The sequence below is a fragment of the Enterobacter sp. K16B genome, from assembly GCF_020216105.1.
Lineage (GTDB): Bacteria > Pseudomonadota > Gammaproteobacteria > Enterobacterales > Enterobacteriaceae > Enterobacter > Enterobacter sichuanensis.
The window spans coordinates 86,492-112,871 of sequence record NZ_JAIWJZ010000024.1; the positions used below are offsets into that span (position 1 = coordinate 86,492).

Annotated in this window: 28 protein-coding genes; 8 read left to right on the forward strand and 20 right to left on the reverse strand. The window is 54.5% G+C overall.

All coding sequences use genetic code 11. The features are described from left to right. Positions 1-27: 27 nt before the first annotated feature. Positions 28-978 (reverse strand): LacI family DNA-binding transcriptional regulator, encoded by a 951-nt coding sequence (locus LDK53_RS06185; RefSeq protein WP_225284968.1) that lies wholly within the window; start codon positions 976-978, stop codon positions 28-30. 293 nt (positions 979-1,271) lie between these two features. Here LDK53_RS06185 and LDK53_RS06190 point away from each other — a divergent pair, with 293 nt between their 5' ends. The 6 genes from LDK53_RS06190 (at position 1,272) to LDK53_RS06215 (ending at position 7,185) form a co-directional block, all read left to right on the forward strand. Beyond that, on the forward strand, positions 1,272-1,586 hold the full coding sequence (locus tag LDK53_RS06190) for a PTS sugar transporter subunit IIB (RefSeq protein WP_014830072.1): 315 nt from the start codon (positions 1,272-1,274) through the stop codon (positions 1,584-1,586). An 11-nt stretch (positions 1,587-1,597) separates the two neighbouring features. After that, entirely contained in the window at positions 1,598-2,923 is a 1,326-nt protein-coding gene (locus tag LDK53_RS06195; protein ID WP_045286460.1) for a PTS sugar transporter subunit IIC, read from the forward strand. 17 nt (positions 2,924-2,940) lie between these two features. Continuing rightward, positions 2,941-4,314 carry a glycoside hydrolase family 1 protein gene (locus tag LDK53_RS06200; protein ID WP_025757007.1) on the forward strand — a complete coding sequence of 458 codons (1,374 nt, stop codon included), beginning with the start codon at positions 2,941-2,943 and terminating at the stop codon, positions 4,312-4,314. 11 nt (positions 4,315-4,325) lie between these two features. Further along, a complete protein-coding gene (locus LDK53_RS06205; protein WP_008500136.1) occupies positions 4,326-4,628 on the forward strand; it encodes a PTS lactose/cellobiose transporter subunit IIA in 303 nt (100 codons plus the stop codon). A 137-nt stretch (positions 4,629-4,765) separates the two neighbouring features. After that, complete coding sequence (locus LDK53_RS06210) at positions 4,766-6,145, forward strand: carbohydrate porin (RefSeq protein ID WP_225284970.1); 1,380 nt, start codon at positions 4,766-4,768, stop codon at positions 6,143-6,145. A 134-nt stretch (positions 6,146-6,279) separates the two neighbouring features. Further along, positions 6,280-7,185, forward strand: coding sequence for a DMT family transporter (locus LDK53_RS06215; RefSeq protein WP_045285305.1), 906 nt, complete (start codon positions 6,280-6,282; stop codon positions 7,183-7,185). 48 nt (positions 7,186-7,233) lie between these two features. On the opposite strand, the gene nepI is transcribed toward LDK53_RS06215, so the two are convergent. Continuing rightward, positions 7,234-8,424 (reverse strand): purine ribonucleoside efflux pump NepI, encoded by a 1,191-nt coding sequence (nepI, locus tag LDK53_RS06220; protein ID WP_225284974.1) that lies wholly within the window; start codon positions 8,422-8,424, stop codon positions 7,234-7,236. Between the two features lie 207 nt (positions 8,425-8,631). Here nepI and LDK53_RS06225 point away from each other — a divergent pair, with 207 nt between their 5' ends. Continuing rightward, the gene (locus LDK53_RS06225; protein WP_225284978.1) at positions 8,632-9,630 is read left to right on the forward strand and encodes an aldo/keto reductase; all 999 of its coding nucleotides are present in this window, start codon (positions 8,632-8,634) and stop codon (positions 9,628-9,630) included. A 62-nt stretch (positions 9,631-9,692) separates the two neighbouring features. Here the strand turns inward: LDK53_RS06225 and LDK53_RS06230 are convergent, their stop codons facing one another. The 8 genes from LDK53_RS06230 to LDK53_RS06265 are packed head-to-tail and all read right to left on the reverse strand — an operon-like array spanning position 9,693 to position 15,617. After that, complete coding sequence (locus LDK53_RS06230) at positions 9,693-10,868, reverse strand: acetyl-CoA C-acetyltransferase (protein WP_225284979.1); 1,176 nt, start codon at positions 10,866-10,868, stop codon at positions 9,693-9,695. Further along, positions 10,865-11,278, reverse strand: a complete 414-nt coding sequence (locus LDK53_RS06235) for a carboxymuconolactone decarboxylase family protein (protein ID WP_225284981.1) — start codon at positions 11,276-11,278, stop codon at positions 10,865-10,867. The genes LDK53_RS06230 and LDK53_RS06235 overlap by 4 nt, the downstream gene beginning before the upstream one ends. Next, complete coding sequence (locus LDK53_RS06240; RefSeq protein ID WP_045285310.1) at positions 11,265-12,485, reverse strand: MFS transporter; 1,221 nt, start codon at positions 12,483-12,485, stop codon at positions 11,265-11,267. Before LDK53_RS06240 ends, LDK53_RS06235 begins: the two co-directional genes overlap by 14 nt. 21 nt (positions 12,486-12,506) lie before the next feature. Continuing rightward, the gene (locus LDK53_RS06245; RefSeq protein ID WP_225284983.1) at positions 12,507-13,157 is read right to left on the reverse strand and encodes an HAD family hydrolase; all 651 of its coding nucleotides are present in this window, start codon (positions 13,155-13,157) and stop codon (positions 12,507-12,509) included. Between the two features lie 3 nt (positions 13,158-13,160). Beyond that, on the reverse strand, positions 13,161-13,385 hold the full coding sequence (locus tag LDK53_RS06250) for a tautomerase family protein (protein ID WP_045285312.1): 225 nt from the start codon (positions 13,383-13,385) through the stop codon (positions 13,161-13,163). A gap of 7 nt (positions 13,386-13,392) precedes the next feature. Continuing rightward, positions 13,393-14,226 carry a hypothetical protein gene (locus LDK53_RS06255; RefSeq protein WP_225284984.1) on the reverse strand — a complete coding sequence of 278 codons (834 nt, stop codon included), beginning with the start codon at positions 14,224-14,226 and terminating at the stop codon, positions 13,393-13,395. Further along, positions 14,219-14,995, reverse strand: a complete 777-nt coding sequence (locus tag LDK53_RS06260; RefSeq protein ID WP_225284985.1) for an AfsA-related hotdog domain-containing protein — start codon at positions 14,993-14,995, stop codon at positions 14,219-14,221. The genes LDK53_RS06255 and LDK53_RS06260 overlap by 8 nt, the downstream gene beginning before the upstream one ends. A 10-nt stretch (positions 14,996-15,005) precedes the next feature. Next, positions 15,006-15,617, reverse strand: a complete 612-nt coding sequence (locus LDK53_RS06265) for a hypothetical protein (protein ID WP_063430882.1) — start codon at positions 15,615-15,617, stop codon at positions 15,006-15,008. 187 nt (positions 15,618-15,804) lie between these two features. On the opposite strand from LDK53_RS06265, the gene LDK53_RS06270 reads away from it, so the two are divergent. Continuing rightward, positions 15,805-16,725, forward strand: a complete 921-nt coding sequence (locus tag LDK53_RS06270) for a LysR family transcriptional regulator (protein WP_225284986.1) — start codon at positions 15,805-15,807, stop codon at positions 16,723-16,725. On the opposite strand, the gene LDK53_RS06275 is transcribed toward LDK53_RS06270, so the two are convergent. The 10 genes from LDK53_RS06275 to LDK53_RS06320 form a co-directional block, all read right to left on the reverse strand. Continuing rightward, positions 16,722-17,174 carry a DUF1198 domain-containing protein gene (locus LDK53_RS06275; protein ID WP_047957414.1) on the reverse strand — a complete coding sequence of 151 codons (453 nt, stop codon included), beginning with the start codon at positions 17,172-17,174 and terminating at the stop codon, positions 16,722-16,724. The genes LDK53_RS06270 and LDK53_RS06275 overlap by 4 nt on opposite strands. A gap of 177 nt (positions 17,175-17,351) precedes the next feature. Next, positions 17,352-18,743: a hexose-6-phosphate:phosphate antiporter gene (gene uhpT, locus LDK53_RS06280; RefSeq protein WP_025757000.1), complete on the reverse strand. Its 1,392-nt coding sequence runs from the start codon at positions 18,741-18,743 to the stop codon at positions 17,352-17,354. 140 nt (positions 18,744-18,883) lie between these two features. Further along, on the reverse strand, positions 18,884-20,203 hold the full coding sequence (locus tag LDK53_RS06285) for an MFS transporter (RefSeq protein ID WP_225284987.1): 1,320 nt from the start codon (positions 20,201-20,203) through the stop codon (positions 18,884-18,886). Next, complete coding sequence (uhpB, locus tag LDK53_RS06290) at positions 20,196-21,701, reverse strand: signal transduction histidine-protein kinase/phosphatase UhpB (RefSeq protein ID WP_225284989.1); 1,506 nt, start codon at positions 21,699-21,701, stop codon at positions 20,196-20,198. Before uhpB ends, LDK53_RS06285 begins: the two co-directional genes overlap by 8 nt. Next, entirely contained in the window at positions 21,698-22,291 is a 594-nt protein-coding gene (uhpA, locus tag LDK53_RS06295; protein ID WP_022646555.1) for a transcriptional regulator UhpA, read from the reverse strand. Before uhpA ends, uhpB begins: the two co-directional genes overlap by 4 nt. 81 nt (positions 22,292-22,372) lie before the next feature. Further along, on the reverse strand, positions 22,373-22,660 hold the full coding sequence (gene ilvN / locus LDK53_RS06300; RefSeq protein WP_006808802.1) for an acetolactate synthase small subunit: 288 nt from the start codon (positions 22,658-22,660) through the stop codon (positions 22,373-22,375). A 3-nt stretch (positions 22,661-22,663) separates the two neighbouring features. Then, complete coding sequence (gene ilvB, locus LDK53_RS06305; protein WP_225284991.1) at positions 22,664-24,352, reverse strand: acetolactate synthase large subunit; 1,689 nt, start codon at positions 24,350-24,352, stop codon at positions 22,664-22,666. Positions 24,353-24,458: 106 nt separating this feature from the next. Then, positions 24,459-24,557 (reverse strand): ilvB operon leader peptide IvbL, encoded by a 99-nt coding sequence (ivbL, locus tag LDK53_RS06310; protein WP_071830013.1) that lies wholly within the window; start codon positions 24,555-24,557, stop codon positions 24,459-24,461. A 107-nt stretch (positions 24,558-24,664) separates the two neighbouring features. After that, positions 24,665-25,144, reverse strand: a complete 480-nt coding sequence (locus LDK53_RS06315) for an Hcp family type VI secretion system effector (protein ID WP_225284992.1) — start codon at positions 25,142-25,144, stop codon at positions 24,665-24,667. A gap of 208 nt (positions 25,145-25,352) precedes the next feature. After that, positions 25,353-26,054 carry a hypothetical protein gene (locus LDK53_RS06320; protein ID WP_225284993.1) on the reverse strand — a complete coding sequence of 234 codons (702 nt, stop codon included), beginning with the start codon at positions 26,052-26,054 and terminating at the stop codon, positions 25,353-25,355. Positions 26,055-26,380 lie beyond the last annotated feature (326 nt).

The window sequence follows — 26,380 nt, forward strand, 5'->3', positions numbered from 1 at the left end:
TGCGCTTACCCGGCCTGGATAACGTTTTTAACGCTTACGCACATCCGGAATAATTAAATCCCCGCGCAGCACATACGAGCCCAGCATCTGCGTTTTTTCCGTCAGCCAGCTCACGATACGCGCCGCCATGGCATCCATTGAATATTCAATGGCCGGGATCACCGGAATACCCGGCAGGTGCAGCGAACCGGCCAGACTGAAGACCATAATGTCCTCCGGCACGGATTTATTAAACGCCTGCAGCTGCGGGATCACCCGCTGGGCTTCCTGCTCGTCTGCGACCAGCAACGCGTTGAAATTCAGCGTGCTGGCGTTATTGAGCAGCTCCTGAAGCGCAACGGACGAGGAGGTGGCGTTCATAAACACAAGGTTGCGATTAAAGGGCAGGAAATTTTTCTCCAGCGCATGCTTGTAGCCAAGCAGAACCTGGTCAGCAAAACCGCTGCCGTGCGGGTGGATGAGGGCAATCTGGCGTCGCCCCTGGCTGGTCAGATAGTTACAGGCGGTTTCGGCGGCAAAGGCATGATCGAACTGGATACTGTTGGAATTATCAGACTCCATGCAGTCAACCAGGATAACGTTGTCCCTGTCGACGTCCAGCGGGAAACGCGCGCCAATCACCAGGATGTCATCGCACAGCCCGCAGGAGAGCTCTTCCAGAGCATGCATCACTTCTGCTTTGCTATGCGCGAAGCGCAGCAGCAGGTGTTTCTGGTGCTGACTGAGCTGTTTTTCCAGCGCGTAGAGATAACCGGTGGTCTGGTTAATGTTTTCCTGGGCACAAATCACCCCGATGCACCCTGTCGACTGGCTCAGCAGCGACTGCGCAATCACATTAGGCCGGTAGTTAAGTTCATCCACTGCCTTCAGAACCGCCTGACGGCTGGCTTCCTTTACGCCACGCGACCCACTCAACACTCGCGATACCGTGGCTTTAGACACCCCGGCAAGACGTGATACATCATTGATTGTCGACATCTCTTTCCCCTGACAGGCTTACCTCGCGCCTGCAAATTCCATGACCGCTTCGGCTCACATTATAGCCAGAAGGGAGTATATCCGTTTCCGTTTTCCATGGAAACCGATTTTCCGTTTCCTCTCAAAATGATGTCAAAACAGCCAAATTGTGTGACGCATATCGGGTTAATTAGCCTCATAAGTAAGGGATCTTGATGAGTATCACACTTCTGCTTTTTATAAATGGAAACCGGTTTCCATCTGATATCCAATCATCAGCGCAATATCTATTTACATTTTGAGGATGGTTGTCGATGTTCAAGATTATGCTCTGCTGCTCTGCCGGGATGTCCACCAGCCTGCTGGTCAGCAAAATGGTCGATGTCGCGAAAGAACGAGGTTTGCCGGTAAAAATTGATGCGTATGGTGTTTCCGAATTTGATACGCAGTTTCCGCAATACCAGGTTGTCCTTCTCGGACCGCAAGTGAAATACATGTTACAGACACTCTCAGACAAGGCAGCCACCAAAGGCATTCCCGTCCAGCCCATCGATATGATGGACTACGGCATGCAACGTGGCGATAAGGTACTGGACTATGCTCTGTCGCTCATCGAAGCGGCACACTAAAAGGTGTTCTCATGAGTTCGTTATATCAATCCATGGTCGCGGTGATTGAGCAGTCAATTACTCCGCTGGCCGCGAAGCTCGGCCAGCAAAAGTATGTGATTGCCATCCGCGACGGCTTTACCGCCGCGCTGCCGTTTATGATCATCGGCTCGTTTATGCTGGTGTTCATCTTCCCGCCGTTCTCGGCGGACACCACCAACAGCTTCGCCCGCGGCTGGCTGGATTTCTCCCAGACCTACCGCGAGCAGCTGATGCTGCCGTTTAACCTCAGTATGGGCGTCATGACCTTTTTCATCTCGGTGGGGATTGGGGCAAGCCTGGGACGTCAGTTTAACCTTGACCCGGTGATGTCCGGCCTGCTGGCCTTCATGGCCTTCCTGCTGGTCGCCGCGCCGTATGCCGACGGTAAGATCTCCACCCAGTATCTTTCCGGTCAGGGGATTTTTACCGCGCTGATCACCGCGATTTACGCCACTCGCGTCTATGCGTGGCTGAAGCAGAACAACGTCACCATTCGTCTGCCGAAAGAAGTCCCGACCGGCGTGGCGCGGTCGTTTGAGATCCTGATCCCGGTGATGGTGGTGATCGGTACCCTGCATCCGCTGAACCTGTTTATTGAGGCGCAAACCGGGATGATTATCCCGCAGGCGATAATGCACCTGCTGGAGCCGCTGGTCTCTGCGTCTGATTCCCTGCCTGCCATTCTGCTCTCCGTGCTGCTGTGTCAGATCTTCTGGTTTGCCGGTATTCACGGCTCGCTGATTGTCACCGGCATCATGAACCCGTTCTGGATGGCGAATCTGTCGGCCAACCAGGCGGCGCTGGCGGCTGGCGCGGCGCTGCCGCACGTCTACCTGCAGGGCTTCTGGGATCACTACCTGCTGATTGGCGGCGTCGGTTCTACGCTGCCGCTGGCCTTCCTGCTGCTGCGTAGCCGCGTAACGCACTTACGCACTATCGGCAAAATGGGCGTTGTGCCAAGCTTCTTTAACATCAACGAGCCGATCCTGTTCGGCGCGCCGATCATCATGAACCCGATGCTGTTTATTCCGTTCGTGTGCGTTCCACTGGTGAACGCCTGCCTGGCCTGGGCGGCAACCCGACTGGGCTGGCTGGCACAGGTGGTGTCGCTCACGCCGTGGACCACTCCCGCGCCCATTGGCGCCTCATGGGCCGCCAACTGGGCGCTGAGCCCGGTGGTGATGTGTCTCGTTTGTATGGTGATGTCAGCGCTGATGTACCTGCCGTTCCTGCGCGCTTACGAGCGTACGTTGATGAAAAACGAAGAGCAGAAGGCTCAGGCAACCGTCGGAGCCGCTGAGACCGCAAGCCATTAAGTCAAAGAGGACGCGTCATGAAATATACCTTTCCCGATAATTTCTGGTGGGGCAGCGCAAGCTCCGCTCTCCAGACCGAAGGGACACGAGAGGGGGAAACCACATGGGATTACTGGTTTGCCCGCGAGCCGAACCGTTTTCACAACGGCGTGGGTCCACAGCAGACCTCCACGTTTTATCAACACTGGAAAACGGACATTCAGCTGTTAAAGCAGCTGAATCACAACAGCTTTCGCACTTCCATAAGCTGGGCGCGCCTGATCCCCGACGGTATCGGTGAAGTGAATCCGAAGGCAGTCGAATTTTATAATCAGGTCATTGATGAGCTGATCGAACAGGGCATTACGCCGTTTATCACCCTGTTCCACTTCGACATGCCGATGGCGATGCAGGAGATCGGCGGCTGGGAAAACCGTGACGTGGTGGAGGCTTACGCCCGCTATGCGCAGGTTTGCTTCGACCTGTTTGGCGATCGCGTGCTGCACTGGTTTACCTTCAACGAGCCGATCGTCCCGGTGGAAGGCGGTTATCTGTACGACTTCCATTACCCGAACGTGGTGGATTTCCGCCGGGCGGCCACCGTGGCGTACCACACCGTGCTGGCCCATGCGAAGGCCGTTCAGGCCTACCGTGCGGGCCATTATGCCGGGGAGATCGGTATCGTGTTGAACCTGACGCCGTCGTACCCGCGCTCGCAAAACCCGGCGGACGTCAAAGCGGCGCACGTGGCCGACCTGATGTTTAACCGCAGCTTCCTCGACCCGGTTCTGCGCGGGGAGTATCCGGCCGACCTGGTGGCGTTGCTGAAAACCCACAATCAACTGCCTGCCTGTAAACCGGAAGACAGTCTCCTGATTGCGGAAGGGAAAATCGACCTGCTCGGCATTAACTACTACCAGCCGCGTCGCGTGAAGTGTCGTGACAGCGCGGTGAACCCGCAGGCACCGTTTATGCCGGAGTGGTTCTTTGAAAACTACGAGATGCCAGGCCGCAAGATGAACCCGTACCGTGGCTGGGAAATCTACGAACCGGGTATTTACGATATTCTGGTTAACCTGCGCGACAATTACGGCAATCCACGCTGTTTTATTTCTGAAAACGGTATGGGCGTCGAAAATGAGCAGCGCTTTATTGAAAATGGCCAGATAAACGATCAATACCGCATTGATTTTATTTCCGGGCATTTAACCTGGCTGCATAAAGGTATTAGCGAAGGGTGCAATTGCCTTGGTTATCATATGTGGACCTTTATTGATAACTGGTCGTGGTGCAATGCGTATAAAAATCGCTATGGATTTATCCAGCTCGATTTGGAAACGCAGCAGCGCACCCTTAAAAAGAGCGGAGAGTGGTTTGCCGCCACCTCATTAAATAATAGTTTCGATATCTAAAGAGAGAGATGATGATTGCCTTAGAAGAAGCGGTTATGGAAATCATCGTCAATGCGGGTCAGTCGCGCAGCCTGTGCTTTGAAGCACTGCACGCTGCGCGGCAGGGCAACATTGACGAAGCCAAAAGCCTGCTGCGTGAAGCCGATGGCTACGCGCGACAGGCGCACAAGATGCAGACCAAACTTATTGAGCAGGATGCGGGTGAAGCCCGTCAGCCGATGACCTTAATTATGGTTCACGCCCAGGATCATTTAATGAATTCGCTATTAGCGCGTGAATTGTCTGAAGAAATAATTCATTTATATCAGAGATAATCTATGGCGAAATAAATTAATGTAATACCTCTGTACCTAAAATAGAATTCCACTTGTTCTGATGATAGCGACATACTCTGTCAGATCGGAGCGGGATGGTTATTATCTGAATAAAATTAAACTATATTGAGATAACCATGAATACGATTAAAAAACTTCCATTAACCATGGCGGTTATCGCCGCGCTTTGCCCAATTTCTGTCCTCGCCCAGGAATTTACGCAGGAGCAAATCGACGCCATTGTGGCAAAAGCGGTAGATAAAGCCCTGGCCGAACGTCAGGCCAAAATGGATGCCGCCGTGGCGAAAAAAGCCGACGTGGTCACCGAGCCGCAAAGCGCGGCGCAATCCCCGGACATGGCGATTCCGTTCGGCATTAAATTTACCGGTTACGCCCGCTACGGTGCGCACTTCCAGGCTGCTGACCAGAAGTATGTGGCGGTAGACGGCTCCTATAACGGGGCATCAGCCATTGGTCGTCTGGGTAACGAAGGCAACGGCGGCGAATTCCAGCTCTCCAAAGCCTTCAAGGGCGACAACGGCGCCATCTGGGACATCAACGTGATGATCGACCACTGGGGCGATGAAGTTAACCTGAAAAAAGCCTACGCCGGTGTAACCAACATTATGGCCTCCAATCCGAACGCCTATTTCTGGGCCGGTCGTGACTTCCACCAGCGTCCGCAGCAGGGCATCAACGATTACTTCTGGATGAACCACGACGGCCAGGGCGCCGGGGTGAAGAACTTCGACATCGGCGGCGTGCAGTTCGACGTGGCCGCCGTGGCGGCGGTGGAATCCTGTAGCCCGGAAGTACTGGAAGATGAAGCGAACCCGTCGCGCATCACCTGTACCGGCGGTTCCGGCACGGGCGACAAAGGCAACTATGCGGCAACCTCAAAAATTCACGGCATGAAAGTGGGTCCGCTGGATCTGGAGCTGTACGCTAACTACGGCTTTGACTCAAAAGCCGTGGAGAGCGACGAACGGCTGAACGCCTGGCAGGGCGGCGTGGTGCTGAGCCACACCAACGACAGCGGCGTGAACAAGGTGATCGCCCGTTACTCTGATAACGCGGACAACAGCGTGTTCAACAAAACCGAGGATCTGACCACGGTTTACGCCAGCTTCGAAGGGCTGCACAAATTCACTCCGCAGACTCAGATGGAGTATATCCTCGCCTTCCACGACTACGACAACAGCCGTGATAAAACGGACAACCGTAAGAACTACAACGCCATTGTGCGTCCGATGCACTGGTGGAACGACGTCCACTCCACCTGGCTGGAAGCGGGCTGGCAGCATGTGGATTACGACAACGGCGGCGATAACAAGGGCTGGAAGCTGACCCTCTCCCAGAACATGTCGATCGCCATGGGGCCTGAGTTCCGTCCGATGCTGCGCTTCTACGTAACCGGCGGCAAAGTGGATAACGAACGCACCGCCCGCGTGAACGGCACCAAAGACGAGACGCTTGACGACTTCAACGTCGGCGCAATGTGGGAGGCGTGGTTCTAGTAAAGCGTCGTTTGTTTCGCCCGGCGGCGCTGCGCTTGCACGGGCCTACAAGGTTTTGTAGGCCGGGTAAGCGTAGCGCCACCCGGCAAGATCCCATGTTATGCTACAAAAAAACCAACATAGCAGGGGAGAACATGGGTTCCACACGTAAAGGGATGTTAAACGTCCTGATCGCCGCCGTTTTATGGGGCAGTTCAGGGGTGTGCGCGCAGTACATCATGGAGAAAAGCCAGATCTCTTCGCCTTACCTGACGATGATTCGCCTGCTGTTTACCGGCGTGATCCTGCTGACCCTCTCCTTCGTTCACGGCGACAAGATTTTCTCGGTCATCAAACATCGCAAAGACGCCCTTAGTCTGCTGTTTTTCTCGCTGGTTGGCGCCCTTACCGTACAGCTCACCTTCCTGCTGACGATTGAAAAATCCAACGCCGCTACGGCCACCGTGCTGCAATTTCTGTCGCCGACGATTATCGTCGCGTGGTTCGCGCTGGCACGCAAAAAGCGCCCCGGCGTGTTTGTCCTGTCCGCGATCGTGACCTCGCTTGTCGGAACGTTCCTGCTGGTGACCCACGGCGACCCCACTTCGCTCTCCATCTCCCCTGCAGCGCTGTTCTTCGGCATTGCCTCGGCCTTTGCCGCCGCGTTTTACACCACCTACCCGTCGACGCTGATTGCCCGCTACGGCACGCTGCCGATTGTCGGCTGGAGTATGTTGATTGCAGGGTTAATGCTGACGCCGTTTTATGCCGGACGCGGCACCACGTTTGTGATCGACAGCAGCCTGCTGCTGGCGTTTTTCTACCTGGTGGTGATCGGCACGGCGCTGACGTTCAGCCTGTATCTGAAAGGCGCGCAGATGATCGGCGGGCCGAAGGCGAGCATTCTGAGCTGCGCCGAGCCGCTGAGCAGCGCGTTACTGTCGGTGATGCTGCTGGGCGTGGCGTTCACCCTGCCCGACTGGCTGGGGACGCTGCTGATTGTGTCGTCGGTGGTGTTGATTTCGATGGATTCGAGAAGACGGGTTCAGACATCGGCATAGCCTGATGCCCTCCCCCCAACCCTCTCCCACGGGAGAGGGAGAAAACCACTACTTCGCCTTCACCTTCCCCGCCACCAGCAGCGCCGTCAGCAGCATCAGCGTACCGGAAATCACCAGCGGTGACGTCAGCCCCAGATGGTCGAGCGCAACGCCGCCCACCGCCGCGCCGCAGGTGTTTGCCAGCTGGATCACCGCCACCTGAATCGACCCGGCTTTCTCCGCCTGATCGGCAAGCGAGCGGGTGATCCACGTCGACCAGCCCACCGGCACCAGCGCAAAGGCAAAGCCCCAGATAATCGCAATCGCCGAGGCGACCCATTTGTCGCTCCCCCACAGAATCAGCACCGCGGCACTGACAGCCAGCACCAGCGGGGCACCCGCCAGCGCCACTTTCAGGGAGCGTTTCAGGAACTGGGACGACAGCGAGGTGCCGACAAAGCTGGCGATACCGAAACTCAGCAGCACCAGCGTCAGGCCATCGACGTCAAAACCCGCCATGGTCATAAACACCGGGCGGATATAGGTGAAGAAGGCAAACTGCCCGGCAAAAGCCATAAAGATGGCGGTCATCCCCGCCAGCACGCCAGGGCGCTTCAGCAGCGCGAACATGTTCTGCTTATGGTGCGCCGCTTCGCCCGGCAGCGACGGCAGCGCTTTCCATACCCAAATGATGCAGAGCAGCCCCATTACCGCCGCCGCGTTAAAGACATTACGCCAGCCGATAATCCCGCCGAGAAAACTGCCCAGCGGCGCAGCGATCACCAGCGCGATGGAGACCGCGCCAAAGATAACGGACAAGGCCTTCGGCACGGTGCGCGCCGGCACCAGACGCATGGTGAGCGAGGCAGACATCGCCCAGAAGCCGCCAAGCCCCAGGCCAAGACAGGCGCGCCCCAGCAGCAGCAGGGTGAAGCTTTCCGCGAAGGAGACCAGCAGGCAGGAGAGTGTCAGCAGGACGCTGAACAGAATGACCACTTTACGGCGGTCAATCGCGCCAATCACCTGCGTGATAAACAGGCTGGCGAACATTGCCACAAACGCGGTGACGGTAACGGACTGCCCCGCCACGCCTTCAGAAATGCCCAGGTCCTGCGCCATCGGCGTCAGCAGGCTAACCGGCAGAAACTCAACGGTAATCAGACAGGCGACGCAGAACGCCACAGAAAAAACCGCCGACCAGTTGGGGCGAGTAACCTCTTTGGCCTGCGGTTTGGTCGAGGGCTGGATATGTTCTGTCATGGCGTCACCTGAAGATTAAAACGTGCGGAAAAGTCGCGCAGTTTATCATCAAAAGTGTGATGAATTTAACGTTTAGACAACTTTTGACGTTTTTAATGAGCAAGGAGGGAGAGCGTCGTCGACTGATACCTTTTCTGCATAACGAAAATGAAAATTCAGTAACCACATTTGAGGTGAAACAATCATAGCGTCTGAAAAGGAGAAACTATGAAAACACGTACTTTATCTCAAAATCTTACCGTCAGTGCCGTCGGCTATGGTGCCATGGGTCTGAGTGAATTTTATGGCCAGACTAATGACCAAGCCTCACTGCAGGTATTGCATAGCCTCATCGATCTGAACGTGACGTTTATTGATACCGCAAATTTATATGGCCGTGGTCATAATGAAAGACTAATCGGTCATTTTCTTGCCGGGCTGGATAAAAGCACTCGCGAGCAGTTCAAAATAGCCACGAAATGCGGCATCGACCGCTCGCCTGACGAGTCTTACGCCCGCACCATCAACAATACGCCTGACTATATCATCCGCTGCTGTAATGAGTCCCTCAAGCGGCTTGGCGTGGAGCGAATCGACCTCTTTTATCTTCACAGACTGAGTAACGCCACCCCGGTCGAAGAGAGTATGGATTGTCTGCGCACCCTTGTTAAAGAGGGCAAGATCAACCACATCGGCCTTTGCGAAGTGTCGGCTTCAACGCTGCAACGGGCCCATGCGGTACATCCGGTCACCGCGCTGCAAACGGAATATTCTTTGTGGACACGCGATATTGAGGAGAGCATTCTGCCGGTCGTGAAAGAGTTAGGCATCGGTCTGGTGCCCTACTCGCCTCTTGGCAGAGGCTTCCTGACGGGAAAATACCTGAACAATAGCGAGTTTGCAGAAGGTGATTTCCGTAGAAATAATGAACGTTTTATTCAGTCCAGCCTCGATCATAATCGCCAGCTGCTCGATGTCATCCACCCGCTGGCGGCGAAGTACGGCTGTACCGCAGGTCAGATTGCCCTTGCCTGGCTGTTAGCGCAATACGATAAGCTTGTACCCATTCCTGGCACTAAGCACCTCAACTATCTGACCGAGAATGCGCAAGCTGCCGACATTGTGCTTGATATGAATGACATTGAATCATTGAACAACCTTCATCGCCGGATAGCGATCAAAGGCGATCGCTATTCCGCCGAGGGTATGAAAGGCGTGAACGCCTGATACCTCATCATAAAAAAACCGGGTTTCCCCGGTTTTTTTATGTCTACAGATACGCCGTACCGTTAGCGATAAACGCTCAACGCAACGCCTTCCCCACCGCCTACGCACAATGCGGCGACGCCGCGCTTGCTGTCGTTACGCACCAGGGAATGAACCAGCGTCACCAAAATTCGGCAGCCAGATGCGCCTATCGCATGCCCAAGCGCGATGGCCCCGCCGTAAGGATTGATACGATCCGGGGAAATCCCAGCCTGCTGAATCACCGCCAGCGCCTGGGCGGCAAACGCTTCGTTGGATTCAAGGTGATCGACATCCTCAGGCTTCCATCCCGAGCGGGATAGACAGTCGGCAATGGCTTGAATCGGGGCTGCCCCCATTAATGCCGGCTGGATACCGGAATTGGTAAACACGCCCAGCGACGCCAGAACCGGCAAGCCACGCGCTTCAGCGGTATCACGCGTACAAAGCAGCACCGCAGCGGCACCGTCATTAAGCGATGACGCATTTCCCGCCGTCACCGTTCCCTCTTTTCGGAAGACAGGCCTCAGCTTCGTCAATTTTTCAATACTGGTTGCACGCGGCCCTTCATCCCTCTCCACGCTAATCGTTTCGCCTTTTCGCGTCAGCCACTCAACCGGCACAATTTCGCGCTCAAAAATGCCGCGCGCCTGCGCTTCAAGCGCATTGTGGTGAGAGACAAGGGCATACTCATCCTGCATTTCGCGGCTGATACCAAACTCCGTTGCAACATTCTCAGCGGTGATACCCATATGATAATCATTGAAGGCATCCCAGAGCCCGTCAGAAACCAGGCTATCTTTGAGAGTGATATCACCCAGCCGCGTTCCGCTACGCGACGTCATGGCGATATGCGGCGCGTTGGACATACTCTCCTGACCGCCGGCGATAACAAACTCAGCCTCACCCGTCTGAAGCGCCTGCATACCCAGATGGACCGCCTTAAGCCCGGAACCACACACTTTATTGATTGTCAGACATTGCGTTTCTACCGGTAATCCGGCATTCAGGGCCGACTGCCGGGCCGGATTCTGACCGCATCCCGCAGTAATAACCTGCCCCATAATGACCTGAGAGATATCACTGGCCTCTACGCCAGATTCTTTCAGGAGCGCCTGAATGACCCGGCTTCCCAGGTCAGAGGCGGAATGCTCCGCAAGCGCGCCCTGAAATGCGCCCGTCGCCGTGCGGCGGGCTGCAATAATGACAACCTCGCTCATGCGTCTTCCCCCTTCATTCCTGGCAAGGTATGACCCGTCGCGGCCATTGCCGCCCGGTATGCAGTAAGACCATTCATACAGGCGGGAACGCCAGCATACACCGCCATCTGTATCACGATTTCAAGCAGCTCTTCCGGCGTCACGCCTGTGTTGAGCGCGCCTCTCATATGCAGTTCCAGCTGCGGCATGGCATTACCCAGCGTCATAAGCGAGGCGACGGTCAGCATTTCGCGCGTTTTGAGATCCAGTCCCGGACGCCCCACCACATCCCCGAACGCATAGTCGGTAATCAGGGCGGGCAGCCCCGGGTCCAGCTCGCTCAGGCGGCGGGTGACTTTATCCGCAAGTCCCGCTTCAAGACGGTCCATAATCTCTCTGCCATAGCGCGTACGGTCATTAATTTGACTCATAAGATTTCTCCAGTGGGGACTGTTTTGCGGTCAACGTTGCAGGAATAACCGCGACAAGCAGAACGGACAGGCCGATGGCCGTGCCGGCGACGATATACAGGAGCGGCATTGAAAATGCTGAAACCATCCAGGCACCGACCGATGCGCCAATACCAATGGCGGTATTGAAAAACGAAACGTAGATTGCGGAGGCCGGGAAAGCTTTATCTTCAGCCATACGTAAAACCCACGTCTGGAAGCCGACAAATATTCCTGACACGGCAACGCCCCAGACAATCATGCTGATGAATATCAACGCAGCAGAGAGCGAAGAACCTGACAGGCCCAGGAACAGCAGCACTGCACAGATCAGCAGTACAGACAAAGAGACCGTCAGCTTGAGATACTTATCAATCAACACGCCGGTTAGAAAGTTACCGGCCAGACCCGCGATGCCGTAAACAAAAAGCACAGCGGGAATAAACGCGGTGGACAGTAAACTCTGCGTGTGTAGCCAGGGTTCAATGTACGTAAAGGCGGCAAAGTGGGCCGTAACGGCCAGCAGGGTAGCGGAGTAAATTTTCCACAAGGTAGACGATTTCAGCACGCCTTTAAGCGCATCCAGGCCTAGCGCACTTTTGCTGGTGATCTGGGGAACAAGCACGCTAATACCCACAAAGGCAATTACGCTCAGCGCGGCCATCAGCCAAAATGCCTGCCGCCAGCCGAAGTGAATACCAATGTAGTTGGATACCGGCACGCCAAAAACGCTTGCTGCGGAGACGCCACCAAATACGATTGACGTTGCCGCCCCAATATATCTGGCAGGAACGATAGCAACCGCTGTTGCACCGATCATCGCCCAGAATGCACCGTGAGCAAGCGCACCCAGCACTCGGGCGCTAAGCAGCATGCTGTAGGTGTTTACCGTCGCGGCCATGATGTTGGAGATCAGAAGCACCACGGTGAGCACGAGTAAAAGGCGTTTCTTGGCCACATTGCCTAAAAAGACGGAGGCAAACAGCGCACTCAACGCCCCCACCCAGGCATAAAGCGACACGGTCATGCCCACCGCGGATTCCGAAGACTGTAGCCCCTCTGCGATTGGCGTTAATAATCCAACCGGCGCCAGTTCGGTCGTGACAATAGTAAACGTTGAAATAGCCAGAATGAATAAAGCAAGCCATGACCTTAACGTCATATTTTGCAAAGAGAGTTCTGAAGTCATACAACTTACCTCAATGATAGTTTAAATAATTTGCCAATTTTTTTCTGTTGCATATCTGGTAAGCGCAGAATGCTCTCCCACACACACGGGATGCCCAATGGCTTCGAGCATTGGAATATCCGAAAGATCGTCACCGTAGGCATAACAATCCGCCGGGTTAATCTCCTTATCCTGGCAAAACGTCATAAGTGCGTCTTTTTTACCCGCTCCAATTGTTTGCGGCAGGCCGATTTCACCCGTTAAATCACCTGCTTCATTTATTATGACCGGCGCACAGAGTACATCCGTTACCCCAAGGTATTTCGCAATGGGTGAAAGAATCGGCAGCATAGAGCCAGATATAAATACGGTGTACATATTCTGGCGCTGATGTTTTTTAAGTGCTGCAACGGCGCTATCAATAAAAAACGCATTTTCCAGCTTATGCCTGAACCATTCCTCACCCATTTCGTCCAGATAACGACGAGATACACCTTTAAACTGGCGATAATAATCTCGGTTCAGCGTCTCCCTTGGCACACCGTTTTTTACATCGGCGCGAAAGCGAGACATAAAGCGTTGAAGACGATCGTGTTGATTATTTTCCCTGCACCAGAAATCATAGAAATCAAACATACTTTTAATATTTATAAGCGTCTCATCAACGTCAAAAAATGCGGCGTGTTTACGCAAAGCCTATTCCTCGTAGTTTTTTCTTCGACTCTTAACCGGGAACTCTTTATCCGTACCAGGCACGCCTGCATCCGCCCAGCGAGAAGGCGGAATTTCAGAAACCACCACGGAAATTTTATCCAGCGGTGCACCTGTATTTTTGTGAACGGCAAACGTAATATCTTCCTGAAGCCTGATGATTTGATTTTCATCTTTCGTCGGCCAGGTCATCACATGAACAAACGGCATACTTTTCTCACTCTATAGTTGTAAATTCATCGAAGGAACGGCCTTTGAGTTTTAAATGGGCATGGATATCGCCCCCAAGACCGTAAAAACCAATTGCACCGCCGTAGCTCTGACGCGAGCTCATATAAAGTACGACTACGTTAATAATTCTGTTTCCTTTCCTCTCCGGTGCCGGAAAAGGATCGGTTAGCTCAGCCCAATATTCGGCATTACCTTCGCTATCGGTTATAAATACGTTGGGTATACCCAGCGGGCCAGGCCTGCTCGGCGCCTCAGAGGCTAAATCGTTTTCCCTGAGACTCATCACGGTATAAACGCTATCCGGAACAAGACTCCGGAACGAAAACGTGAACCGTGCTCGTTTTTTATCTTCGGACAACGTGACGTCAAAAATTCCCTCTGCCTCAAGCCAGGCAGCGAGGGTGACAGGCTGGATGTCTCGCTTTCCATCGCTGCTGCGATAATCTGCGATATAGCCGTCATGAAGCGGCACGCTCGGCCTCTTTTCTTTGTTGGCGTGCGGCCGCTGTTCCGGTGAGAAAATCATCCGATAGTTGTTCATCGGAATGGGTAAAGGAAGAGTATGAAGAATGATGTCCTTCAGCGCGTCCTTGGGCATTTTCTCTATATCACACAGAATGTTATAGGGCGCAATTTCCCCAAATGCCGGAAGCGCGCTGTCCGGTGAGACAATGACGCTTCGCCACTGCAAACCGTTATCCCCGGGCACCATGCCAACCACGACAAAATTACCCTTCCCGTCCATGACCTCCGCAGGGGGGTAAAGCGGCCCCTGCGTGGTTGCAGCCAGACGGTATTTCTGGCTACGTAATTCAGGCATGCGTTACCCCCTGAGCCACCCCTTGCTGCTGAACGATGGCCGCCTGCATGGCAACCTCAGCCAGAGATTTTTCTTTCTCTGTAATCAGGGCGGAAGGATAGACGGTGAACGACACATCCATTGTCGCGCAAAGCGTTTGGTGCTGCGTGACGCGTACCTGAGCCTTGAAACGCCCCCGGCGGTCGTTAATATCTTTTTCCAGAAATTCAAAATGGACCAGCGCCGGTAAAGGGAACAGGAAACTGGAAAAATTGATTGCCATGCTATTAATGACGTAATAGCGCCCACTTTCCTGCTTGTAAATAAACTCTTCGGTGACGCCGATAAAGGCCTGGCGGCTGGCTTCAACCAGCAGCATTCCCTGAATATGCTGGCCCGTCTGGTGATCCGCCATCAATTCGCAACGCTCGTCGATTAACAGAGGCATCGCATAAAGGTCGGGATTATGTTCAGCCTGTTCCGCAGGTCCTATAAGTATGTTCTGTTCCAGTTTTTTATGGCAATGTGCATTTTTTTTGTCGCTAACCAGTTTTTCCAGAGAGCACATTTTTAGTTTATTGCCATGAATAGCGTTTCTTGCCTGGTTTGAAATTACTTTCCCGGCAAAATCCTTGCGCACGCCCTGCCCAACAATAATTTCGTGTTCTTTATCAATGATATTCGCAGGGATCTGAGTCAATAATTCAAGCTGAGATATAGTCAGTACATCTTTACCGTTGGCAAATTCATTAAATTTATCGCCAACAACAACCAACTTTTTACAGTTCATGCATTGTTCCTCAACAACAGCAAGCACGGTAGATGCGCGTATAAAGGCCGTCATTGCCGCCAGTGATAAAGTTGTCGCCGGCCTGCTGAATGATTTCCTGGTAACGCGCATTGGTAAATGCTTCTTTATAGGCTGCTTTATCGCCGTTGAATGAGGAGATAAACATTACGCCCGGAACGCCACTGATCAGAGAATGAAACGCTTCGAAACTTTCAATCTTGTCTTTGTTATCTCTTACCACATTAAAAATGGTTTCATCGCGCCACTGACGGTACTGCTGATAGTTATGTGCAGGCACTTCAACGTGACGAAGCTGGATATAAGTTGATTCGGGTAAGTTCTTTTTATTATCGATCGGGGATTCAACAAACTTAAGTAATTCGCGACGAATATCGGCAGAAAGAACGTCAGAGAAACGATGGAACATGGATTCCATTTCACTCTCAACCCACGCAATTTCTTTAATATCGTTGAATGCGCGCAGTTCCAGCAATTCATTAACACCGTTTTCTTCACAGGAATAGTAGCGAACGTTTTCATTGCTTTTTAATGAAGTGAATTCTTTTTCAGAAAAAGCATTTTTTAACGGGAAGCGTGATACCAGTACATATTTAGACGACATAATTACTCCGAATATTGATTGAGTGAGGATTCGGATAGAAATTTATCAATAAAGGAAACAATTGGAATTGTTAAATTTGTAATATATTTTTTGTATTACTGTTAAAACAGGTTTTGCTGCCTGCTTTTAGCGTGTAATATCGAAATCGAAAAAAGACTAAATACCTTTTCGCATTCAGGACTCACGTATGGCCACAGCAGAACATTTAATCAGCAATAACCTGCCCAGTATCAAACAATTACAATGCTTTCTCGCTGTTGCACATGAACTGAATTTCCGTAAGGCTGCCGAACGTCTACGCATGACTCAACCGCCATTGACGCGTCAGATAAAGTGCCTTGAAGCGGTGCTGAAACGTCAGTTGTTCAGCCGCAGCACGCATGACGTTAGCCTCACTGAAGCAGGTCGTGCGCTGGTTGTTCAGGCAGAAAAAATACTTAAAGACATCAGTAATCTAAAAGAAGATCCTCTCTCTTCTGAAACGAGCCTGAGAATCGGACTCACGCGGACGCTTAATTTTGAATATATTGAACCCGTGAATACCCAGCTTCAAAAAATGAACGCAGGAGATGATGTCGAAACGCCGGACCTGACTTCTGCCCAACTGCTGCAAAGTTTGTCTAAAAATATGCTGGATCTGGTGCTGACCGGTGAAAAAGGAACGGGTCATGAAGACATTGTTCAATACCGATGGGTCTGCCAGGAACCGTTGCTCATCGCAATGCCCTCTTTACATCCTGCCAGCCTGAAAGAGAAAGTCGCGCTGGAGGATATTAGCGATCTACCCATTTTCTGGTTTTCCAGAAGTGCCAACCCGTCGTTCTACGACAAATGCGAAAGCTACTTTGATACGCTGAAAACGCCGCTGAAGCGGATAAAAGAACCGGATGATACCCTCGTGATGCTAAGCCGTATCGCAAGAGGGAAAGGATTTGCGCTGCTGCCTCAGTCGAAATGCACCTTTAATCAGGAAGGACTTTGCTACCGTGAACTCACGGACGCGGAGGCAAAAAGGTTAAACATAGATATCTATGCCGCCACCCGCCTCAATGAAAACAGAGAAAAGATTCTTAACGCTCAAAATATCCTGTGCGGAAAAACGGCTTAATGCAGGTAAAACACCCCCTCTTCCGGCAGAAAGAGCTGGTTATAGCGTAACTGGAAGGCATTCAGCTCCTGCGGATCGGGCTCCATCTCGCGCATAAAGCCGAGCGTCAGGCGGATTTGTGCATCGGTGATTGGCGCGGCCAGGCGGGCTTTACGCAGCATGCGGTGCCAGGTGTGCAGGTTCTCTTCGCTGCCGTCGACGATGCAGACCTGCCAGATCAGCAGCACCTGTGCCGCGTTTTGCAGATGCGCCTCGTCAGGACGTTCAAGGTAGCGGATAAACTCATTGCCGGGCGTTTTACCGAACTGGTCGATCATCGATTCTACCGGCATCGGGGTGATCCCCAGCCGTTCGCTTAAGCGTTTGATGGCGCGGCGGGAGTCCGAGGTCAGGACACGAAACCCAACCACAAACACCACGGCAAGCGTTGCCAGCATTATCCAGACCATGCGTTCTCCTTAGAATAGCCGCTCATCATAGCGGGAAACGCAGGGCGTCAACAGCGGGCGATGCCATAATAGTGAACAGAAAAGACCTTGCAGAAGGGGATATAAGGCATTAACGCCGGGGGCGTTAATACAAAAAAGCCCGGCATCACACACCGGGCAAAGACGTTACCTGCACACTCAGGCTATTTTTAATTTCTGCGCGCGATTTTCCCGGCGAATTTTACGTTCTTCCAGCACCGCAACCATCGCCATCAGGACGATACAGCCGATGGCTGCCGCATCCAGCGCGGCAAAGGTGCCCGCCCAGCCGGTGAGGCCGAAAATTGGCGTGCCGTCTGCGATCATCCCCAGACCCAGCTTGGCGAAGCTGTCGCCGATCAGGTAGGCGAAGGTGCCTTTAATCCCGTCGGCGGCGCCGATCGCTTTTTTCGGAACGAAGCCGACTGCCGCCACGCCGATCAGCAGCTGGGGACCAAACACCAGGAAGCCGAGCGCGAACAGGGACGCGAGGTAAACGTACTGGTTGCTGGCATGCTGGTAAACGCCCAGGGTAGCAATAATCAGCGCCAGCGCGATGCAGGCCACCAGTGCACGACGACCGTTGGCGAGATCCGAGAGCCAGCCCCAGAGCAGCGTGCCGACCAGCGCGCCCACTTCAAACAGGGTGAAGCCCTGAATCGCCACCTCTTTAGAAAGCTTCAGCTCCTGGAAGGCATACACGGTAGACCACTGGTCGATACCGATGCGCACCACGTACAGGAAGATATTCGAGAAGCAGAGCAGCCAGATCACTTTGTTTTTCAGCACGTACTCAACAAAGATCTGCCATTTGGTCATCTCGTTTTCTTCGGTCTCTTTGTCCTCTTCGCTGATCTCCTCGCCGAACAGCTCTTCGGCTTTGCCAAGGCCGTAAGATTCCGGGGAGTCGCTGCCGAAGCGCAGGCCGATAAAGCCGACAATCAGGGCGATAATCGACGGGAAGATAAACATGCCGATCACGTGGCCGTCGAACAGGTAGTTTGCACCGAACAGCGCCACGCCAGCCGCACCTGCCCCGCCGAGGTTGTGGGAGATGTTCCACATGCCGAGGTACGAGCCACGCTTACGCCGCGGGGTCCATTTGGTGATGGTGGAGTAGCTGCACGACCCGCCGGTGCTCTGGAAGAAACCGCTCAGGGCGTAGAAGGCGATCATCAGGAACAGGCTGACGGAGCCTGCGCCCATGCTGGCGCTGAAGCCGAGCATACAGATAGCGGAGAGAATCAGCATAAACGGCAGGAACTGCTTGGTGTTTTTGCCGTCCGCGTAGTAGGAGACAACGGTTTTCCCCACGCCGTAGGTGATGGAGAAGCCCAGACCGATCATCCCCAGCTGCGTCATGCTCAGCCCGTAGGTCGAGATCATGTCGTTCTGCGCGATATTAAAGTTTTTGCGGATCAGGTACATGGTCAGGTAGCCGATAAAGACCACCAGATAGGACTGCATGAACGGTTTGAACCACATCTTGCGCCGCACGTCGAGCGGCAGATCCAGGGTCGGCTTGCGCACCTGATTGAGGAAGGCCAGCATGGTTTGCTCCTGAGCTGATTTTTACCTGCGAATGGCAGGCATTGTAAAAATCAGCCGGGAGAGATGCCTGAGACAGCGTCCAGGTAAAACCGGGAAAATTTCCTAGTTTTGCGCCACTCGGGGCGAAAAAGTGAGGCGCATCACGCTTCGCTCGCCTCGCGCGGAGACTGCGCGTGCAAAAACGGCAGCAGCAGCAGCGCAGAGATCCCTGCCGCGATAGCGATCACCGCGAAGAAACCGCTCCAGTGCCAGACGTCGATCACCCGCGCCAGCGGCCAGCCGGAGAGCGACGCGCCGAGGTAGGCAAACAGCCCGACAAAGCCCGTCGCCGCACCCGCCGCCTCTTTGTGCGAACACTCAGCCGCCGCCATGCCGATCAGCATCTGCGGGCCGAAGACGAAGAAACCGGTGGTGAAGAAGCACGCCGCCTGCATCACGTAGCTGGCGAACGGCATCAGCCACAGCGAGCCGACGGAAAGTAATATCCCGGCCGCGAAAATCAGGTTCATCGGGCCGCGGTTGCCGTTGAATAGCTTATCCGAGCCCCAGCCCGCCACCAGCGCGCCGATAAACCCGCCCAGTTCGAACATCGTCACCGCGGAGTTGGCGGTGACCAGGTCCACGCCGAGCGTCTCGGACATGTACAGATTGCCCCAGTCGTTGATGGCTGCACGCACCACGTAGACCAGCACGTAGCAGAGCGAGAGCAGCCAGATATAGGGGTTTAACAAGACGTATTTGGTGAGGATTTCTTTTCGCGTCAGCCCCGCCCCCTCCTGCTGTTGCGCCATTTCCATCTCGTCGTGCCGCCAGTCGCCCACCGCGGGCAGGCCGACGGTTTGCGGCCTGTCGCGCAGCCGCCAGCAGAGGAACAGCCCGGCGACAATCGCCAGACCGCCGGCAATCATCATCCCCGCGCGCCAGCCGTAGTGTAGCGCCGCCGCGCCGACCACCATAGGGATCAGCGCCCCGCCGACGTTATGCGCGGTGTTCCAGACAGCCCACCAGCCGCCGCGCTCGTTGCGCGAGTACCAGGCGGTGAGCAGACGGGCGCAGACCGGCGCGCCCCAGCCCTGGAAAAAGGCGTTCAGCGCCCACAGCAGGGCAAAGGCCCACAGCGAGGTGGAGAAGCCAAACAGGATATTCACTACGCCGGTGGCAATCAGCCCAACGCCCATGAAATAGCGGGCGTTGGAGCGGTCGCTGACGATGCCGGAGAAGAACTTCGACAAGCCGTAGGTGATGTAAAACAGCGTCGCCAGCAGGCCGATATCGGTGCGGGTCATTACGCCGCTGGCGAGGATCTCCGGCGCGGCGGCGTTGAAGCTTTTGCGGGTGAAGTAGAACAGCGCGTAGCCGAGCCAGATGGTGATCAGGATATGGCGACGCCAGTAGCGGTAGCGGGCGTCGATTTCCGCTTTGTTACCTATCGGCGCGGCGTTAGCCGGGGTTTTAAACATGGTGGCTCCTTAGCGGCAGGCTGACGCTGACGCGCGTCCCGTGGGTGCAGGAGATGCTCAGCGTGCCGCCCAGCGCCTTCACGCGCTCCCGCATGCCCGCCAGGCCAAAGCCCTGCTGGCCGGAGCCCGGTGGCAGGCCGCAGCCGTCGTCTTCAATCACCAGCCTGATATTCTCATCCTGCTGCCAGCCCTGCAGCGTCACCGCGCTGGCGTTGGCGTGTTTGACAATATTGTTCAGCCCTTCCTGACAGACGCGGAACAGCGTCACGCGCTGGCCTTCGCTCAGGGTGGCTTCATTGATGCGCCAGTCGAGATGGCTGACAATGCCGCGGCTTTCCAGCTCCATCTCACGCATCAGAGAGCGTACCGCCTGCTCCAGCGAGAGATCGTCGAGCTGGCGCGGACGCAACCTGCCCAGCAGACGTCGCACCGAGTCGTACACGCCAAGAGAGAGTTGTTCGATATGCGCTCCGCCCTGCTTCACGCCTGCGTTTTCCGCCGCCAGACGCTGGACAATGCCCGCCTGGGTGCGGATGGCGGTGATGGTCTGGCCGATATCGTCGTGCAGCTCGCGGGCAACCTCCTGCCGCACGCTCTCTTCCGTCTCCAGCAGGCGCTCCGCCAGACGCCGGTTGCGTGCCAGCTCGGTCTGCAGGGACTGGTTCAGCTCGCGCAGACGCTGAATGCCCGCCCCCAGCAGCAATCCGGTCAGGCTCTGGGCCAGCAGGGAGAGCAGCAGGTCCACGGGATGATCGTGCCAGGTCTGGCTGGCAATCAGGGCGATGGCGTTCATCAGGGTCGCGATCAATGCCCCCTGCCAGCCGTAGTGCCAGGCCAGGGCGATGATCGGCAGCGCCAGGCAAAAAGGCGTAAAGCGTGAAAGTTCGGCGGGCAGGCCAAGCTGCAGCCACAGGCTCACCACAAACAGCAGCAGATACCAGATGAGATGCCGGGCGCGCCAGTTCACCGGTTGTGAGACCAGCGCCGGGCCAAGCGGCTGCCAGACGGTGCTGGTGAGGTAGTGCCAGATGACGAGGCAGGTCGGGGCAAGGGTCAGACCACCGGTCAGGGTCAGCAGCAGCGCGTTAAGCATCTCCTTATCACCCGCCCACGGCAGGGACTGCAGCAGCGCGGCGGCAATCAGCGCCGCCCCCTGGCGCAGCAGGGTGCGCCAGTCGCGCTGGTAGCGATAGCGGGAGATAAGCGCAACCGGGAGGAGCGTGAGCAGGCTTCCGGTCATCAATAAGGGCAGATGCGCGAGGGAGACTTCCTGCGCCAGCCAGACCAGCATCAGCCACTCTGCGCCCAGCAGAACAGGCCAGTAGCCGCGCGGGCATTGCAGCATCAGCCCCAGACGCAGGCCAAAGGGAAAGAGCAGTACCGCCAGCTCCGGGCGTTCCACCAGATGCAGGCTGATGCTCCACAGGCAGAACCAGGCGGCGGAGAAGATAAAGAAGCTGGCAACGACGGCGATCAGCCGCGAAAAGACGGGACTCATTGCCAGCTGTCGAACATGCGGCGGGCCAGCTCAACGTCGTTGCTGACGTTGAGTTTTTCCATCAGGTTGGCGCGATGAACGTGGACGGTTTTCGGCGACAGATCCAGCTCGGCGGCAATCTCTTTCACCGACATGCCCTGGGCAAGCTTCTCTGCCACCTGACGTTCGCGCCGGGTAAGCGGATCCTGGCGTCCGGCCGCCAGCTTGATGGCGATATCCGGCGTCAGATAGCAGCCGCCGGTGGAAACGGTGCGCACGGCGGCAATCAGCTCGTCCGGGCTGCAGCGTTTAGAGAGGAATCCGCGCGCCCCCGCGTTAAGGGCCTGCTCCACCAGCGCCGGGCTGTCGTGGACCGAAAGCATGATCGTCGCCATCCCTTTCGGCAGCTGGCTTAACAGCTCAAGACCCGAGAGATCCGGCATCGAGATATCGCAGATACACACCTGCACCCCGCGCCCCGGCAGGCCCGCCAGCGCTTCACGACCGGAGCCAAACTCGGCCACGACCTGAAAATCCGGTTCGAGGTTTAAAAGCTGGGCAAATCCGGAGCGGACGATAAGGTGGTCGTCGATGAGAGCGATGGTGGTCATGTCTATTCCTGCGGTCTGAAAAGCCGGATGGCGCTGCGCTTATCCGGCCTACAAGAGCGAAAGAGGCTTACCTTAAGCGATCTATTCGAAAAACACCGCAATTTTGTTAAACATGGTGGGATCGGACTGGTTGCGCGCCACTTTGGTGACATCTTCCAGTTTGTCGATTTGCGCCATCATCTGCTCCAGACGCTGGTCGTCATTAACCAGTAGCCAGATGCGGCTGTGCTCGCTGCCCTGAATGGGCAGACAAAGAATGCCTTCCACGTTAAACGCCCGGCGGGCAAACAGCCCGCAGACGTGGGTCATGACGCCAGGGTGGTTGCGGACGGTGAGTTCCAGAATGACGTTTTCATGTTGTTTCTGCATGGCTTATTCCCCCACCATCTCAGTATTTGCCGCCCCTGGCGGCACCATCGGATACACTTTTTGTTCAGGGTCGATACGCACGTGGATCAGCGCCGGGCCCGGACGCGAAATCGCCTCCTGCAGCGCTGCGTGGGCATCTTCTTCGGCGTTCAGATCGCAGGTGTGCAGGCCAAAACCGGCGGCAATCTGCATAAAGTTAATCATCCCCGGATAGGTCGCGGCAAACACGCCCTGCTTGTAGAACAGACTCTGCTGCTGGTGTACCAGCCCCAGCGCCTCGTTGTTCATCAGGATAATTTTCACGTCTAACTGGTTTTCGGCGGCGGTGGCCATCTCCTGAATGTTCATCATCAGGCTGCCGTCACCGGAAAAACAGATGACCTTGCGGTCCGGATTTGCCAGCGCCGCCCCGACTGCCGCCGGCAGGCCGAACCCCATGGTGCCGAGGCCGCCAGAGGTCAGCCACTGGCGCGGACGGTTCAGCGGGTAAGCCTGCGCGGTCCACATCTGATGCTGGCCAACGTCGGTGGTAATAATCGCGCTGTCGTCCACGCAGGCGGCCACGGCGTTAATCAGCCCGTAGTGGCTCAGCGGGTCACCTTCGGTTGGGATGGCACCCGGGAACTCGCGCTGCAAATCGGCCACCATCTGACGCCAGTCGGCGCGGTCGATTGCGTCCGTCTGCGGGATCAGCTGCGTCAGTACTTCCGCCACATCCCCCTGAATTGCCACGTGCGGCTGTTTGATTTTGCCGAGCTCAGCGCGGTCGATATCCACGTGGATAATTTTGGCATTCGGGCAGAACTCCTCGGTTTTGCCAATCGCCCGGTCATCAAAACGCGCGCCCATAACAATCAATAAATCCGCCTCCTGCAGGATGTAGTTGGTGCTGCGTGCGCCGTGCATCCCCAGCATGCCCAGGGACAGCGGGTGCGCTTTTGGCAGCATGCCGAGCGCCATCAGGGTCATGGTGGTGGGCAGGTTGGCTTTTTCAGCGAACTGACGGATTTCATCCGCGGCGTTGATTGCCCCGCCACCCAGATAGAGCACCGGACGTTTGGCGGCATTGATCATGGCGGCGGCGTCGCGCACGCTCTCAGCGCTGAATTCCGGCGCGGGGGCACGCACGCCCGGTTCCGGCAGAACATCGATCTCAATTTCTGCGGTCTGGACATCCTTAGGAATGTCTATCCACACCGGGCCCGGGCGGCCGGACTGCGCGATACGAAACGCATCGCTGATAACCTGAGGAAGCTCGGTGATGTCGCGAACTAAATAGTTATGTTTGGTGATGGGGATAGAGATGCCGTAGGTGTCCACTTCCTGGAACGCATCGGTACCGATCATTGAAGACGGCACCTGGCCGGTGATGCAGATCAGCGGAATGGAGTCGAGACGCGCGTCGGCGATGGCGGTCACCAGGTTAGTCGCCCCCGGGCCGCTGCAGGCCATACAGACTGCCGGTTTGCCCTGGGTCCGCGCCATCCCCTGAGCGATAAAGCCTGCGCCCTGCTCGTGGCGCGCCAGCACGTGGCGGATCTGCGTGCTTTGGCTTAACGCGTCATACAGCGGCAGCACCGTGCCGCCCGGGATGCCCGCAACCGTGGTAATGCCCTGCCGTTCCAGTAAATGAACGATTAACTGCGCGCCAGTAAAACGCGTCCTGGTGGATGTTGTGCCCGAACTTGCCATGCTCCAGTCCTTTTCTTCTGGGCCGACGTTCCGGGGAGGGTCCTAAACGAAAAACCCCGCCCGGTTTGCGCCGGCGGGGTTTTGGATTCGTGTGTTGATCCAGTCCCTACGGCGCATTGCCGACGACCACCACCACACGCACGACGACCACTGCGGCTGGTTGCGCAGTTTTTAGTAGGGTCGCGGTGTTCATGGATGCAGTCATTGGGGACCTGTGTTTGGAATCATTGAGTGGATTTATACAAACACAGGTTTTTCAGCGTGACAATGGAAATATTTTCATCTGCGCAAAAATGCGTCAGGGATCACGTTTCAGTATGTTGCTCGCTCATTCCAGGTGTCACTATAGACGACATTCCCGTCGCAATGCTTCCAGGTGATTTTCTCATAGCGTATCAGAACCGTTTCAAGGTGTGTTCCGGTGTTTGCGCCGGGATACAGGTCTGGTGTGATTGAAGTTATTTTCACATTCTCAAGGTGTATATTAAAATATTCCTGTTCTAAACCAGCCTCGTTAATCTGATACATCTTAATGGTGGCTGACTGGAGCGTTCTTCCCGTACTCAGCGCGCGAAATAAAAGTGGGGTTACGCGATCAAATTCTTTCTGAAACATGATGGGCATGTGTATACGCGTGCCCGTCAATTTCCCGGTATTCCCGTCGACGGGGATGTTGACATTGTGAGTGAGTGATTTGAGTTCAATTGCACCTTCACGCCCTGAGACAAGGCAAGGGCCAACCACAGGTGAACCATTTTCATCTGTGAGAAATAAATAAGCCGGATTTGACATAAAAACTCCTTTTTAAAACGTTCAATCGTATTTATCAAAGCGGCCGAATATTATCGGATGGACAATAATAAATACTACTATAGCGATGAATGTGAGTAATACCCAGTGGTCAGGCATCAACCACAGAAACAAAGAGGCGCACGCAAAAATATAAACGGGAAATAAAATATCCGTAAATAGAATTGATAGCAGACTCTTAAACATCTTATTAATCCTTTAAGTCGTTATAAATCGCATCGAAATCTTCATAGAACCCCATTTGCACCTTCTTAATGAGTTCAGACAGGAAAGGTTCAAAAAAGTAGTAAAGCATCTCCAGTTGTGCAGCATAGAGAGTGGCGTAATACTTAGGGTCCAGCGTTTTCAGGCGACGGGCAGCAAGCGCGCACTTCTGTTCCGTGCCAATCAGTTGAAATGCCATGACAATGTTAGGTACACGGCGTGCAAGCCGCTCGACGACGATTTCTGAAAGCATGCCAGATTCCGAAAGGTATTTAGCCAGCGCCCATGCTATCGCTAAACGCGCTGCCTTGCTTGTCGGGATGTTTTTAACTAATCCGGTTACTTTTGAGTCCGTCTCGCGAACGCGATTGTTCTCATTTCCATTTTCAGAGTCGGCGATAATAGTCTCAAAATAAAGATAAAGCATGTATGCTATTACATTGCGATAACGGTACAGCGAGAGAATTGAGAGGTACATCCTCTTTTCCTCTGAAAGAAGCTCATCGCATACATCGTGATAGCTGGGGATTAAGCATGATGAGTACCAACTTACACGCTCCATTCCTGAGTATATATCAGTACCTATCCCCTTTAATGCTTTCCATGTCCCGGCAACACCTTGCTGTCCATAAAGAGCCAACTGTCTGTCGCTCTGGAACTTCATCTTTAAATAATCATCGGCCTGCATAACTTATCCATATCATTTTTGTGGTTATAGCAATGTACATTGCAAGGCTGCGCAATTCAAACCAATGGAGTAATTTAAATATACATTCATGTAATAAATAAACCTTTTCACCGTTATTTATTACGGCAATAAATGATTCAATTTAAATTTTATGATGGGTATCAATACAACTCATTTATATTATTTTCGTATTTGGTGATGTTATCGTGCAAATTTTATCAGGTACTTTCCCTTAAAAAGGGATAGCCCAGAAAACAAAAAACCCCGCCGGAGCGAGGTTTTTATCAGGGTTTTGCGGTTGGTCGCCGCAGAACACACTGTGTTAC

Bases quoted from the DNA above. Each gene is read 5' to 3' on its own strand.
- LDK53_RS06185 (WP_225284968.1), bottom strand. From the start codon at position 978: ATGTCGACAATCAATGATGTATCACGTCTTGCCGGGGTGTCTAAAGCC.
- LDK53_RS06190 (WP_014830072.1), top strand. From the start codon at position 1,272: ATGTTCAAGATTATGCTCTGCTGCTCTGCCGGGATGTCCACCAGCCTG.
- LDK53_RS06195 (WP_045286460.1), top strand. From the start codon at position 1,598: ATGAGTTCGTTATATCAATCCATGGTCGCGGTGATTGAGCAGTCAATT.
- LDK53_RS06200 (WP_025757007.1), top strand. From the start codon at position 2,941: ATGAAATATACCTTTCCCGATAATTTCTGGTGGGGCAGCGCAAGCTCC.
- LDK53_RS06205 (WP_008500136.1), top strand. From the start codon at position 4,326: ATGATTGCCTTAGAAGAAGCGGTTATGGAAATCATCGTCAATGCGGGT.
- LDK53_RS06210 (WP_225284970.1), top strand. From the start codon at position 4,766: ATGAATACGATTAAAAAACTTCCATTAACCATGGCGGTTATCGCCGCG.
- LDK53_RS06215 (WP_045285305.1), top strand. From the start codon at position 6,280: ATGGGTTCCACACGTAAAGGGATGTTAAACGTCCTGATCGCCGCCGTT.
- nepI (WP_225284974.1), bottom strand. From the start codon at position 8,424: ATGACAGAACATATCCAGCCCTCGACCAAACCGCAGGCCAAAGAGGTT.
- LDK53_RS06225 (WP_225284978.1), top strand. From the start codon at position 8,632: ATGAAAACACGTACTTTATCTCAAAATCTTACCGTCAGTGCCGTCGGC.
- LDK53_RS06230 (WP_225284979.1), bottom strand. From the start codon at position 10,868: ATGAGCGAGGTTGTCATTATTGCAGCCCGCCGCACGGCGACGGGCGCA.
- LDK53_RS06235 (WP_225284981.1), bottom strand. From the start codon at position 11,278: ATGAGTCAAATTAATGACCGTACGCGCTATGGCAGAGAGATTATGGAC.
- LDK53_RS06240 (WP_045285310.1), bottom strand. From the start codon at position 12,485: ATGACTTCAGAACTCTCTTTGCAAAATATGACGTTAAGGTCATGGCTT.
- LDK53_RS06250 (WP_045285312.1), bottom strand. From the start codon at position 13,385: ATGCCGTTTGTTCATGTGATGACCTGGCCGACGAAAGATGAAAATCAA.
- LDK53_RS06255 (WP_225284984.1), bottom strand. From the start codon at position 14,226: ATGCCTGAATTACGTAGCCAGAAATACCGTCTGGCTGCAACCACGCAG.
- LDK53_RS06260 (WP_225284985.1), bottom strand. From the start codon at position 14,995: ATGAACTGTAAAAAGTTGGTTGTTGTTGGCGATAAATTTAATGAATTT.
- LDK53_RS06265 (WP_063430882.1), bottom strand. From the start codon at position 15,617: ATGTCGTCTAAATATGTACTGGTATCACGCTTCCCGTTAAAAAATGCT.
- LDK53_RS06270 (WP_225284986.1), top strand. From the start codon at position 15,805: ATGGCCACAGCAGAACATTTAATCAGCAATAACCTGCCCAGTATCAAA.
- LDK53_RS06275 (WP_047957414.1), bottom strand. From the start codon at position 17,174: ATGGTCTGGATAATGCTGGCAACGCTTGCCGTGGTGTTTGTGGTTGGG.
- uhpT (WP_025757000.1), bottom strand. From the start codon at position 18,743: ATGCTGGCCTTCCTCAATCAGGTGCGCAAGCCGACCCTGGATCTGCCG.
- LDK53_RS06285 (WP_225284987.1), bottom strand. From the start codon at position 20,203: ATGTTTAAAACCCCGGCTAACGCCGCGCCGATAGGTAACAAAGCGGAA.
- uhpB (WP_225284989.1), bottom strand. From the start codon at position 21,701: ATGAGTCCCGTCTTTTCGCGGCTGATCGCCGTCGTTGCCAGCTTCTTT.
- uhpA (WP_022646555.1), bottom strand. From the start codon at position 22,291: ATGACCACCATCGCTCTCATCGACGACCACCTTATCGTCCGCTCCGGA.
- ilvN (WP_006808802.1), bottom strand. From the start codon at position 22,660: ATGCAGAAACAACATGAAAACGTCATTCTGGAACTCACCGTCCGCAAC.
- ilvB (WP_225284991.1), bottom strand. From the start codon at position 24,352: ATGGCAAGTTCGGGCACAACATCCACCAGGACGCGTTTTACTGGCGCG.
- ivbL (WP_071830013.1), bottom strand. From the start codon at position 24,557: ATGACTGCATCCATGAACACCGCGACCCTACTAAAAACTGCGCAACCA.
- LDK53_RS06315 (WP_225284992.1), bottom strand. From the start codon at position 25,144: ATGTCAAATCCGGCTTATTTATTTCTCACAGATGAAAATGGTTCACCT.
- LDK53_RS06320 (WP_225284993.1), bottom strand. From the start codon at position 26,054: ATGCAGGCCGATGATTATTTAAAGATGAAGTTCCAGAGCGACAGACAG.